The sequence below is a fragment of the Nocardia sp. NRRL WC-3656 genome (genome assembly GCF_000720265.1).
In the GTDB taxonomy this organism is placed as follows: domain Bacteria; phylum Actinomycetota; class Actinomycetes; order Mycobacteriales; family Mycobacteriaceae; genus Nocardia; species Nocardia nova.
The window spans coordinates 1-12,614 of record NZ_JOJF01000042.1; the positions used below are offsets into that span (position 1 = coordinate 1).

The window sequence follows — 12,614 nt, forward strand, 5'->3', positions numbered from 1 at the left end:
TCTTTTGAAGGATCACGCGGTGACCACCCTCTATCCGGCTACGACACGCTCAGACATTTGCTGGCGTCCGGTCGTACACCATCCTGCTGGACTCAACCCAGGGAATTCTGAATCGCGTTGAGCGAGAGAAGGAACAGGGTGGCGCGGCAGGCGAATTATCTGGGTCGAGCCTACGGCGGACTTGGATCGGATGTTACGGATCGCTTGCCCCGATTGCGGCCAGGGGACGCCGGTGGTGCGAGGTACGGCCGCGAAATTCCTCATAGCGGACCATCTCGGGCGCGACGACGAGACGTGTACGGCAGCTGAAGCTGAAATTCACAGGCGCCTAACCAGACTGAAGTCATGGGAGGAGACCCGGTGGCGGTCGAATTGAGCACAACCAATCTCGGTCGGCAGTGCGCGGACTGGGCATTGACGGACGGGCAAGTCACTGTCTTCGGTTTCGTCGACAGCGACCGCGACCGTCTCTACATGGCCCGGTTCGACCGAGTGAACGCCCTTTGGCGTGAGCCGCGTGGCGTCGCATTCCCGGAGGGGCTGTCGTTGGCTCGGGTTCATTCGATCCTGCCCGAGTACCACGCCTTGTGGTGCGCGGTAAGTGAGCAGGCCAGGCTGCTCGGCCTGAAGATGATCGGTGGCGTGTTGCACTCCGAGAACGGAGACGGCTCGATCACCCGCAAGAGCGACCCAGACCTTGGCTTCCCGCATCACTGACGCCAGATGCCGGAGGGCGGAAACCCGTCGTTTCGTGGGTGGCTACGCCTCAGGCCGTCGGTGCCGTGTGTTCGCAATTCGATTGCACGGCAGTGCGCAGTCGTGTGATGATCGGGATCACTCGTACGGTGCGACGAAGGGGAGGCAGCTTGTGGAACGTGCCACGGTCTACCGCTGGAACGTTCGTAACGGCACCGGAGTGCTGACTCGACCGGACGGCTCACTCGCGTGGTTCCACTTGTCAACTGTGGACCAAGAAGATGTTCTTGCACTGCGGGAGGGCGATGAGGTCGATGTCGAGATCGAGAATATTCCTCAGGGGGACTACGAATGTCGAGCTGTATCCGTGCGACGGCATATAGAATAAGCGCCACACTGGCGGCGCTATTTGCTTGCGCCGCAGCGTTTCTCGTATCAGCGCCGCAGGTTGTGGCAAATCCCGGAGCTGTGCCGGGCGTCTATCACTATCATCCGAATGACACTCGCTATCGCTATGACGGACAGCACGGGAGTTTCACGGGTGACGCAATTTACGCCGCCCAGGACCCTGCGGGTGGTAATCGTTTGATTTGGTCGCTGCGCCTGTCACCCTCTGTGCAGGAAATCGTGCAAGGGCCGATGTCGTGCGGTGCCTCCGTGCTCGGCAAAGCCGGCTACCACGATTTTCACCCGTCGATCCCGGCGGATTATTGGTGGCATTCAGCAGTCACCGATATCCAACTGGACCGTACGTACAAACTGGAGGCCAAATGCGACTTCACCGCCACCAATGGCCACACCACCGCTCCCGGCAATGTGCGATTCACTGTCGAGTTCACGTTACATTCGAGCTGATGGAGTGATCATTCCGTCGCGCACGACCGTGCGTTGCTCCTGGCGAGCCCATCGCCCGGATCCCGGGGCGGAAGGGCCGTAGGGTGAACGTATGAACCGGTTAGGTAGCGCCACTTCTCCCTACCTTCGCCAGCACGCGGACAACCCTGTCGACTGGCGGGAATGGAGCGCCGAGGCGCTGGCGGAGGCGCGGTCTCGGGATGTGCCGATCCTGCTGTCGGTCGGTTACGCCTCCTGTCACTGGTGTCACGTGATGGCGCACGAATCGTTCTCCGATCCGGCCACCGCCGAACTGATGAACGCGAATTTCGTCTGCGTGAAGGTCGATCGCGAGGAACGGCCCGATATCGACGCGGTGTACATGTCCGCGACCGTGGCGATGACCGGGCAGGGCGGGTGGCCGATGACGTGTTTCCTCACGCCGGCCGGGGAGCCGTTCTACTGCGGCACCTACTATCCGAAATCGCCGCGCGGCGGTATGCCGTCGTTCACCCAGCTGCTGACCGCGGTCGCCGATACCTGGACCAATCGCCGCGACGAGGTCGACCAGGCCGCCGGTCAGGTGGCGCAGGCGTTGCGGGACCAGGGCGCCGGGCTGCCCGCGAGCGAGTTGACCGTCACGCCCGAGTTGCTCGGGCACGCGGTCGCCACGGTGCTGCGCGATGTCGACGAGCGCTACGCCGGATTCGGCGGGGCGCCGAAATTCCCGCCCTCGGCGCTGCTGGAGGGTCTGCTGCGCCATTACGAGCGCACCGGGGAAGACGCTGCGCGACAAGCGGTTTCGGCGACCTGCGCGGCCATGGCGCGCGGGGGAATCTACGATCAGCTGCGCGGCGGCTTCGCGCGCTACTCGGTCGATGCCGCCTGGGTGGTTCCGCATTTCGAGAAGATGCTCTACGACAATGCGCAACTGCTGCGTGCCTACGCGCATCTGGCGCGGCTGGAGGCGAGCGGTGAACCGGGTACGGGCGACCCGCTGCCGCAGCGGATCACCGAGGAAACCGCGGCCTTCCTGCTCACCGATCTGCTGACCGCCGAGGGCGGGTTCGCCTCGGCCTTCGACGCCGACACCCATGTGGAACCCGGTGCGCCCGGAATCGAGGGTGCCACCTACGTGTGGACGCCGCAGCAGCTCACGGAAGCCCTCGGTCCCGAGGACGGCCCGTGGGCCGCAACGATTTTCGGCGTGACGCCCGAGGGCACGTTCGAACACGGCACCTCCGTGCTCACCCGGTACACCGATCCCGGCGCCGGACCGGGCGAGGATCCCGCCGACACCCGCCGCTTCGACGACATCCGGCAGCGGCTGCGCGCGGTGCGGGACCGGCGGCCGCAACCCGAGCGCGACGACAAGGTGGTCACCGCCTGGAACGGCATCGCGATCACCGCCCTCGCCGAGGCCGGTGCCGCACACGACCGGCCGGAATGGGTCGACGCCGCGGCGCGGTGCGCGCGGTACCTGCTGGACCGGCACCTCGTCGAGGGCCGTTTGATGCGCGCCTCACTGGGCGGCGCGACCGGTAGCGCGCCCGCCGTCCTCGAGGACTACGCGTGGCTGGCGACCGGCCTACTGGCCCTGCACCAGGCCACCGGCGAACTGTCCTGGCTCGACCGGGCGCAGCAGCTGATCGACGCCGCCACAACCCTTTTCGAGGACCCGGCACAACCGGGCAGTTGGTTCGACACGGCCGTCGATGCCGAGGAACTCGTCGCCCGCCCGCGTGATCCGCTCGACGGGGCGACCCCGGCCGGGGCGTCCACCTTCGCCGAAACCCTGCTCACCGCCTCCGCCCTGAGTGCCCCGGACCGCGCGGCCCGCTATCGCACGCTGGCCGATGCCACCCTCGACGCCGGCGCCATCGTCCTGGCCCGTGCGCCGCGCTCCGGCGGCCAGTGGCTCAGCGTCGCCGAGGCGGCACTGGCCGGGCCGATCCAGATCGCGATCTCGCAATCGACCGATGCCGCGGCGACGGCCGAATTGCTGCGCACCGCACGTCGTTTCGCTCCCGGCGGCGCGGTGGTCGTTGCGGGGCAATCCGATTCGGTCCCGTTGCTCGCGGACCGTCCCGCCCGGGGCGGCGCACCCGCGGCCTACGTCTGCCGCGGCTCCGTGTGCGATCTACCGGTATCCGAACCGCACGAGGTGCGCACTGCGCTCGTAGGCTCCTGACGCAACCCGCGGTGGTCGCAGCCGAGTGCCGCCCTCACTCCTCGACCGGAGCGTTCGCGCCCAGTCCCACCGGTTTGCGATCGGTCCAGCACGCCGTCGGCTCCCGGCGGCCGCGCAACTGGATCTTGTCGTAGAGCACCCACCGGGAACGTTCGGATTCGGTCGCCGCGTCGATCACGGCCTGGCTGGCCAGGATCCGGCGCGGGACCTCCTTGGCCTCGGTGGTGAGCCGGGAGGCCTCGTTGACGGCGTCGCCGATCACGGTGAATTCCAGCCGGGTGTCGGTGCCCACGTCGCCGGCGAAGACGCTGCCGCGCGCCAGGCCGATGCCGATATCGAATTCGCCGCCGAGGGCCACCTCGTCGCGGATGCGCCGTGCGGCGCGCAGGGCGGGAGTCGCGTTGTCGCCCAGAGCGATCGGGGCGCCGAAGATGCACAGCGCCGCGTCGCCCTCGAATTTGTTGACCAGTCCGCCGTTGTCCTCGGTGGCCGAGACGACCACGGCCAGTAGCCGATTGAGCTGATCGACGAATTCGCGCGGCGCGAGTTCGGTCGACATCTCGACCGATCCGGTCACGTCCACGAACAGCGCGGTCACCACCCGCACATCGCCGGTCAGGTCGACGCCGCCGGCCAGTGCGCGTTCGGCCACCTCGTTGCCGACGTGGCGGCCGAAGACATCGCGCATGCGTTCGCGTTCGGACAGATTCTCGGCCAGTTCGTTCACCGACAGTTCCAGGCGCCCGATCTCACTGGCGCTGGTGATCGGCACCCGCGCGGAGAGTTCGCCGCGCGCGATCCGGTCCAGCGCCCGCCGCAGCGTCCCCAGTGGCGCCGCCACCGACCGGGCCAGCGTGGCGGTGGTCAGCGCCCCGACCAGCAGGCCGACCAGCGACATGTACAGCGCGGTCCGCACCCGATCGGTGGCGTCGGCCACCGGATCGCCGAGGACGGTGATCAACATCAGCAGCGGCATCGCCCCGGCCACCGCCCAGGAGATGACCAGCCGGTTGAGCACCGTGGCACTCCAGTGCGAGGTGCCGCCGAGCACCCGCGCGATCACCGGGATCGTCGGCCGGATGAGCCGGTCCACCACCAGGAAGGTGAAACCCGCCGACTCCAGCCCACCCAGGAAGAACATCGCCCCGATGGCCCACAGGGCCCGGGTGGGTACCACCTGGGCGAACAAGGCCGTGGCGATGGCGACACCTGGTATCCAGATGGCCAGCGCCCGCACGGTGATGGCGATGGGCAGTCGCAGTAGTCGCTCGGCCTCGGGACGGGTGGGCCGGCGGGTCTGATCGATCCAGCTGAAGTAGTACACCCGGTCGCGCACCGCCAGCACGATGCCGGCCAGTGCGCCGATCACCGGATAGATCGCGGTCTGGGCCACGGCACTGAGCCAGTCCTCGCCGAGGTTGCCGAGAAATCCGCTCAACCACAATTCGACGACGATGACCGCGAGGCCGCCCAGATTGCAGACCATCACCACCGTCGAAAGGCCCCAGCGCGCACGCAGGGCCCAGAGCACGAGTCGACTGGTCATAGCCCCTGGCAGTGGTCTGGTTCGGTATTACCGGTTTCGGACGTATAGCACGAACGAGCATAGAACCCGCCCGTACGGCCGCGGCAGGTTACCGGTGATCTTGCCCTACGAGAATACGACCAACCAGATCGCGACGTAATGACACAGGGCAGCGAGAACCGTTGCCGCATGGAAGAATTCGTGGTGACCGAAGACCTCCGGCCACGGATTCGGCCACTTCGCGGCGTACAGGATCGCGCCGACGCTGTAGGCGATGCCGCCGATCAGCAGCAGCACCATCGGTGTGACGCCCACATTGTGGGTGAGCGTCGCGGCGACCGGCACGATGGCCCAGCCCAGGAGCAGATACAGCGGCACCCCGACCCAGCGCGGCGCGGTCGGCCACAGCACCTTCAATGCCACCCCGGCGACGGCACCCGCCCAGACCACGCTCAGCAGGGTGATCCCGGTGCGGCCGGGCAGCCCCAGCAGGGCGAACGGTGTGTAGCTGCCGGCGATGAACAGGAAGATCATCGAATGGTCGGCGCGCTTCATCCGGATCCGCGTGCGTGCGGACTGCCAGGTCACCCGGTGGTAGACCGCGCTGATGCCGAAGATGCCGCAGACGGTCACGCCGTAGACCAGAGTCGACCAGCCCGCGGTGGCGGAGACGGTTGCCGAAACCGCGACCAGCACCGTGACGGCGACGGCCGCGATGCCGACCGCGTAGGTGTGGATCCAGCCGCGCATCCGCGGCTTGACGGCCAGGGTGCGCAGACCCTCCTCGGCCGGGTGCTCGAGCGAGGACACCTCCCCGAGGACCGGATTTGCCGAGCTCACAGATTCGGTCACTAGTTACCTCCTGAGTAACCTACGGTTGCGTAGGTTAGTTCTTCAGTCACTGTACCGGCAGTAGGCTCCGCGTGCCGGACGCCGCCGCGATAGGGTCGATCCGAACCGGGGAACTGATTCGTGGTGTCCGCTGCCATCACTGCGCAGCAGAAATTGGCGGAGAACTCGGGCGGCACGCGAGAGGTGGATAAGGTTGGCAGCCGTGAAGCTTGCTAGTCGGGTGCTCAGCGGTAAGGTGCGCAACCTGCCCTATCGCATCTACGAGGCGCAGCTGTCGAAACAGCTGGCAGGCAAACAGCATCCGCGTCACGTCGCGGTCGTCTGTGACGGAAATCGCCGCTGGGCGCGGGAGAACGGCTTCACCGACGTCACCCACGGCCACCGGGTGGGTGCGCTGAAGATCGCCGAACTGGTCGGCTGGTGCGAGGCCGAGGGCATCGAGATGGTGACGGTGTATCTGCTCTCGACCGAGAATCTCAGCCGCTCCGCCGACGAACTGGAAACCCTGTTCGAGGTGATCACCGACGTGGTCGAGGAGCTGTCCGCGCCGGAGAACAACTGGGGTGTGCGCATCGTCGGGTCGCTGAAGGGCCTGCCCGAGGATGTCGCCCGTCGCATGCAGAAGGCAGCCGACGAAACGCGCGGTCGCGGCGGTGTGCACGTGAACGTGGCCATCGGCTACGGCGGCCGGCAGGAGATCGCCGACGCGGTGCGCTCGCTGGTGCGGCAGGAGATCGCGGCCGGGGAGACCGGCGAAGATTTGGTGCAGTCGATCACGGTCAACGCCATCGGCCAGCATCTCTACACCTCCGGTCAGCCCGATCCGGACCTGGTCATCCGCACCTCGGGAGAGCAGCGGCTCTCGGGCTTCCTGCTGTGGCAGAGCGCCTACTCCGAGATCTGGTTCACCGAGGCCTACTGGCCGGAGTTCCGCCGCGTCGACTTCCTGCGCGCGCTGCGCGACTACGCCGCGCGGCATCGCCGTTACGGAGTGTGAGCGGGCGGGCCGCAGATAACGGCCCGGCGCAGGATGTGTTGCATTGCATGATCATCCCCCGATCCGGTCGTGTGCTCGCGTACCGTCGCGAACATGAGCGAGATGCGGGGCGGGCCGGGTGGTGCGACGGAGGTGGCCGGAGCGCCGGTGCCCTACGTCACCTATGCCGAATTCGGCCGGCGATTCGTGGCCTACGCGGCGTCCGAACAGCGCATATCCGCTGTTTTCGCCCAATTGGCAGGTAGCGCATTCGATTTCGGCCCGATCGGGGTCGGCCCGGCGCATCTGGCGAAGGCCTCGGCGCAGGTGCAACTCGGTGATCCGGTGCTGGAGCGCTCGGTCGGCGAGGTCGTCGGCTTCGAACTCGCCATCCCGCTCGATATCGATCTGCTGCTGGATCTGGCCGTCGATCGCCACCGCTTCGAGGTCAGGGGCTTCGTCCACGTCCACCTGACGGTGCGCACCGCGGCGCCGCTGCGGATCGTCATCGATATCGCCGAACCGCGTCCGGGCGATGTGCGGATCAATGTGGCCACCGCGACCCGGCGCGGCCAACTGCTGCGGCTGCTGGCCAGCGTCGATCACGAGATCCGCCGGTTCGTCGCCCGCTATGTGGCCAACGAGATTCGCAAACCGCATATCGCGGCCGTCCGCGATATCGATGTCGCCGCACGGCTGGACGCGGCCTGGCCGGCCTGATTCGCCGACTCGTCGAAAGGAACCGAATCAGAGCTTGCGCAGCCGGATCCGGTTGATGCTGTGGTCGGAATCCTTGCGCAGCACCAGGGTTGCGCGCGGCCGCGTCGGCAGGATGTTCTCCACCAGATTGGGCCGGTTGGTGGCGTTCCAGATCTCCTGGGCGGCGACGGTCGCCTCGGAATCACTGAACTTCGCGTAGTGGTGGAAATGCGACTGCGGGTCCGCGAACGCCGTTTTCCGAAGGGAGAGAAAGCGATCGACATACCACCGCTCGATATTCTCGATGCGCGCGTCGACGTAGATCGAGAAGTCGAACAGGTCCGAAACCATCAGCCGCGGCCCGGTCTGCAGGACGTTGAGCCCTTCCATGATGAGGATGTCGGGCTGGCGCACGCAGTGGAACTGGTCCGGCAGTATGTCGTAGGCGATATGCGAATACATCGGTGCGCACACCTCGGACGCACCGGATTTGACCTCGGTGACGAAGCGCAGCAGCTTGCGCCGGTTGTAGCTTTCCGGAAAACCCTTGCGGTGCATGATGCCGCGCCGGGTGAGTTCCGCGGTGGGATAGAGGAATCCGTCGGTGGTCACCAGATCGACGCGCGGATGGTGATCCCAGCGCGCCAGCAGCGCCTGCAATACGCGGGCAGTGGTCGATTTACCGACCGCCACACTGCCGGCGATGCCGATGACAAACGGCACCTGATGATCCGGATGTGTTTCCCCGAGGAAGGTCGCGGTGGCGGCGAACAGCCGCTGCCGGGCGGCGACCTGGAGATGGATCAATCGGGCCAGCGGCAGATAGACCTCGGCGACTTCTTCGAGATCGATCTGCTCGCCGAGACCGCGCAGGCCGATCAGTTCTTCCTCGGTGAGGATCAGCGGAGTCGATTTACGCAGGGTGCGCCATTGTTTGCGATCGAATTCGACATACGGACTCGGCTCGCTCATCCGGGCCACCTACGCACACTCCCGGTCCGGAGTTCCCCCGCTGGGCGGGCGCGCCACCACCCGTAACGACGTCACCGATGAACCTGTGCCGTGCCCGGCGCGGTGAAATGCGCTCGACAGTCCTCGCATAGGCGAATTCTCCTCGGAGTGGGCACCGCACCGAACGCGGGGTGTTATTACTCGCCGGTAACCCTGGGTGACATTTCTCTCTCGACCGACGGGTTTCGGTCGCCGACGAGGCCGGGAACGGGGAAGCGGCTATCGTCGGATGTCATGGCTGCGCATCCGCTCGTCACCGAATATCTGCGCCTGGGACTGGCATTCGACCGATTGGAACCCGGCTTCGTCGACGCCTACACCGGCGATCCCGCACTGCGCCGGGCCGTGGAGTCGGCGCCCGCGCCGCAGCCGCGCGAACTGGCCGACCGGGCGGCGGCCCTGCGCAAGGAACTGCCCGAGGCCGGGCTGAGCGAGCAGCGCGCCGAATTCCTGGAGGCGCATCTGCGCGCGCTGGAATGTTCGGGACGCAAGTTCGCCGGCGACGACATCTCCTTCATCGAGGAGGTGCGGTCCTATTTCGACGTCGATATCGCCCTCGGTGACGTCGAGGACTATCGGGACGCGCACCGGCAGCTCGACGAGGTGCTGGCCGGTGACGGTTCGCTGCTGGATCGGATGACCGCGCATCGGCGCGCCGACGAGATTCCGCCGCAGCGCCTCACCGAATGTGTGCAGGCGTTCTCGGGCGCACTGCGCGAGTTGGTGCGCGAACGCTATCCGCTGCCGGATCACGAGCAGGTGGAATACGAGATCGTCGGCGACAAACCGTGGTCGGGATTCAATTACTACCTCGGCAATTTCCGGTCCCGGGTCGCGATCAATTCCGATCTCAAACAACATATGGCACAGCTGCCGGCGCTGATCGCGCACGAGGCCTATCCCGGTCACCACACCGAACACTGCCGGAAGGAGGCCGGGCTGGTCGCCGCCGGACAGGACGAGCAGACGCTGTTCGTGGTGAACACGCCGCAGTGCTTGATGGCCGAGGGTCTGGCGGATCTGGCGCTGAAATCGATCATCGGCCCGGACTGGGGAATCTGGGCGCAGGAGATCTACGCCGACCTCGGCCTGCGATTCGACGGCGAACGCGCACAACGACTGTCGAGCGCCTCGGCGAAACTGCTGGCGGTCCGCCAGGACGCGGCGCTGTTGCTGCACGATCGCGGCCGCAGTGCCGACGAGGTCGCCGAATTCCTGCAGCGCTGGAGTCTGACCACACCCGAGCGCGCGCGGCAGTCCCTGCGTTTTCTGTCCTCGCCGCTGTGGCGGGCCTACATCAGCACCTATGTGGAGGGGTATCGCCTACTGGGCGGGTGGCTGGATCGCGCGGTCGACACCGCCGATCGGGTGGCGCGCTTCGGCCGGCTGCTCGACGAGCCGCTGACGCCGGCGGCGCTGCGCAGGATGTGAGGACGCGCCGTAGCGAGAATCGGGGAATATTCGGCCCCGGACATTCGGTGGCGATGTCCGTACGCGGAAATAGTTAGCACGGCAAACAATGGCGACCGTGATCGGCATCGCAATATCCGGTTCGGGGCTATCGAGCAATTCGCCGGAAATCCGATTTCATGCACCGACCGGATCCGCGCCCCGACTCGCGAACCCGGCCGAAGGGTGTCGGTGCTACTACGCGCCCCAGCCCGCGCACCCGGCGTTGCCGCCGGAGGAGATGGTGCAGGCGGACTTCAGGATGGCGAAAAGCATGTCCTGAATCGAGTTACCGGTACCCGCGGTGAAAAACAGCATGTGAACCCCTGATGTGATCGAATGAGTCGATGACGCTGTCACAGTCGTCGACAGCGCGGCGAATGTTACGCCTTTTTTACACAGTGGGCAGCCCCGTTTTATGGGGGCCGCAACGGGCTGGTGTGCAGTCGCTCTTACGCCTCGGCGGGTATCGAGGTCGCCGCGCCCGGCACCGGTGCGGGCCACGACGGAGCGGCCGGGGGCCACCACATAGACTGTGCGCGTGACCCAGACGACCGCCCCCTCTGTCAACACCCAGTCGCTCGCCGATCTCGATCCCGAGCTCGCCGCCGCGATGGCGGGCGAACTCGCCCGTGAGCGCGACACCCTCGAGATGATCGCCTCCGAGAACTTCGTGCCGCGCGCGGTGCTGCAGGCGCAGGGCAGCGTGCTGACCAACAAATACGCCGAGGGTTATCCCGGTCGCCGCTACTACGGCGGTTGCGAGCACGTCGACGTGGTGGAGAATCTCGCGCGCGAGCGGGTCAAGGAGTTGTTCGGCGCCGAATTCGCCAATGTGCAGCCGCATTCGGGCGCACAGGCCAACGCCGCGGTGCTGATGTCGCTGATGAATCCGGGCGAGAAACTGCTCGGCCTGGATCTGGCGCACGGTGGTCACCTCACCCACGGCATGCGGCTCAACTTCTCCGGCAAGCTGTACGAAGTGCACGCCTACGGGGTGAGCAAGGAAGACCACCGCGTCGACATGGACGAGCTGCGCAAGCAGGCGCGCGAGGTCCGGCCGAAGGTGATCGTGGCCGGTTGGTCGGCCTACCCGCGTCACCTGGACTTCGCGGCGTTCCGCGAGATCGCCGACGAGGTGGGCGCCTACCTCTGGGTCGATATGGCGCATTTCGCCGGTCTGGTCGCCGCCGGTCTGCACCCCTCGCCGGTGCCGCACGCGGATGTGGTGTCCTCGACCGTGCACAAGACCCTGGGTGGTCCGCGTTCGGGTCTGATCCTGGCCAAGCAGGAGTACGCGAAGAAGCTCAACAGCGCTGTGTTCCCGGGCCAGCAGGGCGGTCCGCTCATGCACGTGATCGCCGCGAAGGCCGCCGCCTTCAAGATCGCCGGTACCGAGGAGTTCAAGCAGCGCCAGGAACGCACCCTGTCGGGCGCCAAGATCCTGGCCGAGCGCCTGACCGCCGCCGATGTCGCCGGTAACGGCGTCACCGTGCTGACCGGCGGCACCGATGTGCACCTGGTGCTGGTGGATCTGCGCAACTCGCAGATGGACGGCCAGCAGGGCGAGGATCTGCTGCACGAGGTCGGAATCACGGTGAACCGCAACGCCGTTCCGTTCGACCCCCGTCCGCCGATGGTCACCTCCGGCCTGCGCATCGGCACCGCCGCGCTGGCCACCCGCGGCTTCGGCGACACCGAATTCGCCGAGGTGTCCGACATCATCGCCACCGCGCTGGCGGGCAAGGCCGATCTCGCCGCCCTGCGCGCGCGAGTGTCCAAGCTGGCCCAGGACTTCCCGCTCTACGACGGCCTGGAGGACTGGAAGCTGCTCGGCTGAGCCGTACCGCAGTGCGATCGACCCCGGTAGCCGGACCCGGCCGCCGGGGTCGATCTGTGAGTGCCCTTGTCCGCCAGGGCATCTCGCTTCGCGGTCGGTCCGGCAGCGCTCAGTCGCGGGTGCTCAGGTATTCGATGTACATGGGCCGCAAGGCCTCGGCGATCTCGCCCTCACCGGAGTGCATGTAGTCGTCGAGCATCGGCAGCACGTACTTGATGTCCGCCTCGCTCTCACCGATGTTCCCGGTGGCGGCCTCCGCCGCCGGAATCTGCTCCAGCAGCCGCCACAGGAACTTGACGTCGCCGTGCCGGACGGCGTGCTTGACCGCTCGGTCGTGCAGTTCCTTCGACGACAGCTTCTCCAGCTCTGCCACATCGCTCATGTAGCGACTCTAGCGGGTTCGGCCGGGTGGCCGGGCAACTCCGTAGCTGACCGATAGCTACCCGTCGGCGTTCACTACCTATTCATCGACACGCCTGTCATCTCGGGAGCCGGAATCGCGAAATCGCAGTACCGTCGAAGTGCGAGCCGCGTCGGTGTG

The 12,614-nt window shown here is 66.6% G+C and carries 11 protein-coding genes; 7 read left to right on the forward strand and 4 right to left on the reverse strand.

Features of this window, described 5'->3' with window-relative positions:
* Positions 1 to 360 precede the first annotated feature (360 nt).
* From IG65_RS0131470 to IG65_RS0131485, 3 genes are all read left to right on the forward strand, one after another.
* Positions 361 to 717 carry a hypothetical protein gene (locus IG65_RS0131470; protein WP_156055876.1) on the forward strand — a complete coding sequence of 119 codons (357 nt, stop codon included), beginning with the start codon at positions 361 to 363 and terminating at the stop codon, positions 715 to 717.
* A 429-nt stretch (positions 718 to 1,146) separates the two neighbouring features.
* A complete protein-coding gene (locus IG65_RS38160) occupies positions 1,147 to 1,551 on the forward strand; it encodes a hypothetical protein (protein WP_197039991.1) in 405 nt (134 codons plus the stop codon).
* Between the two features lie 91 nt (positions 1,552 to 1,642).
* A complete protein-coding gene (locus IG65_RS0131485; RefSeq protein WP_030518591.1) occupies positions 1,643 to 3,721 on the forward strand; it encodes a thioredoxin domain-containing protein in 2,079 nt (692 codons plus the stop codon).
* A 34-nt stretch (positions 3,722 to 3,755) separates the two neighbouring features.
* Here the strand turns inward: IG65_RS0131485 and IG65_RS0131490 are convergent, their stop codons facing one another.
* Positions 3,756 to 5,267 (reverse strand): adenylate/guanylate cyclase domain-containing protein, encoded by a 1,512-nt coding sequence (locus tag IG65_RS0131490; protein WP_036526294.1) that lies wholly within the window; start codon positions 5,265 to 5,267, stop codon positions 3,756 to 3,758.
* A gap of 105 nt (positions 5,268 to 5,372) precedes the next feature.
* A complete protein-coding gene (locus tag IG65_RS0131495) occupies positions 5,373 to 5,996 on the reverse strand; it encodes a hemolysin III family protein (protein ID WP_051757271.1) in 624 nt (207 codons plus the stop codon).
* Positions 5,997 to 6,300: 304 nt separating this feature from the next.
* On the opposite strand from IG65_RS0131495, the gene IG65_RS0131500 reads away from it, so the two are divergent.
* On the forward strand, positions 6,301 to 7,095 hold the full coding sequence (locus IG65_RS0131500) for an isoprenyl transferase (RefSeq protein ID WP_051757265.1): 795 nt from the start codon (positions 6,301 to 6,303) through the stop codon (positions 7,093 to 7,095).
* Between the two features lie 93 nt (positions 7,096 to 7,188).
* Complete coding sequence (locus IG65_RS0131505) at positions 7,189 to 7,794, forward strand: hypothetical protein (RefSeq protein WP_051757266.1); 606 nt, start codon at positions 7,189 to 7,191, stop codon at positions 7,792 to 7,794.
* Positions 7,795 to 7,821: 27 nt separating this feature from the next.
* Here the strand turns inward: IG65_RS0131505 and coaA are convergent, their stop codons facing one another.
* Positions 7,822 to 8,754, reverse strand: a complete 933-nt coding sequence (gene coaA / locus IG65_RS0131510; RefSeq protein WP_030518596.1) for a type I pantothenate kinase — start codon at positions 8,752 to 8,754, stop codon at positions 7,822 to 7,824.
* Positions 8,755 to 9,018: 264 nt separating this feature from the next.
* Between coaA and IG65_RS0131515 the strand changes: the two genes are divergently transcribed.
* Together IG65_RS0131515 and glyA are read left to right on the forward strand one after the other, a co-directional pair.
* Positions 9,019 to 10,215 carry a hypothetical protein gene (locus IG65_RS0131515; protein ID WP_030518597.1) on the forward strand — a complete coding sequence of 399 codons (1,197 nt, stop codon included), beginning with the start codon at positions 9,019 to 9,021 and terminating at the stop codon, positions 10,213 to 10,215.
* Between the two features lie 559 nt (positions 10,216 to 10,774).
* Positions 10,775 to 12,073 (forward strand): serine hydroxymethyltransferase, encoded by a 1,299-nt coding sequence (gene glyA / locus IG65_RS0131525; RefSeq protein ID WP_030518598.1) that lies wholly within the window; start codon positions 10,775 to 10,777, stop codon positions 12,071 to 12,073.
* A 109-nt stretch (positions 12,074 to 12,182) separates the two neighbouring features.
* On the opposite strand, the gene IG65_RS0131530 is transcribed toward glyA, so the two are convergent.
* Positions 12,183 to 12,455, reverse strand: a complete 273-nt coding sequence (locus IG65_RS0131530; protein WP_030518599.1) for a hypothetical protein — start codon at positions 12,453 to 12,455, stop codon at positions 12,183 to 12,185.
* Positions 12,456 to 12,614: the final 159 nt, after the last annotated feature.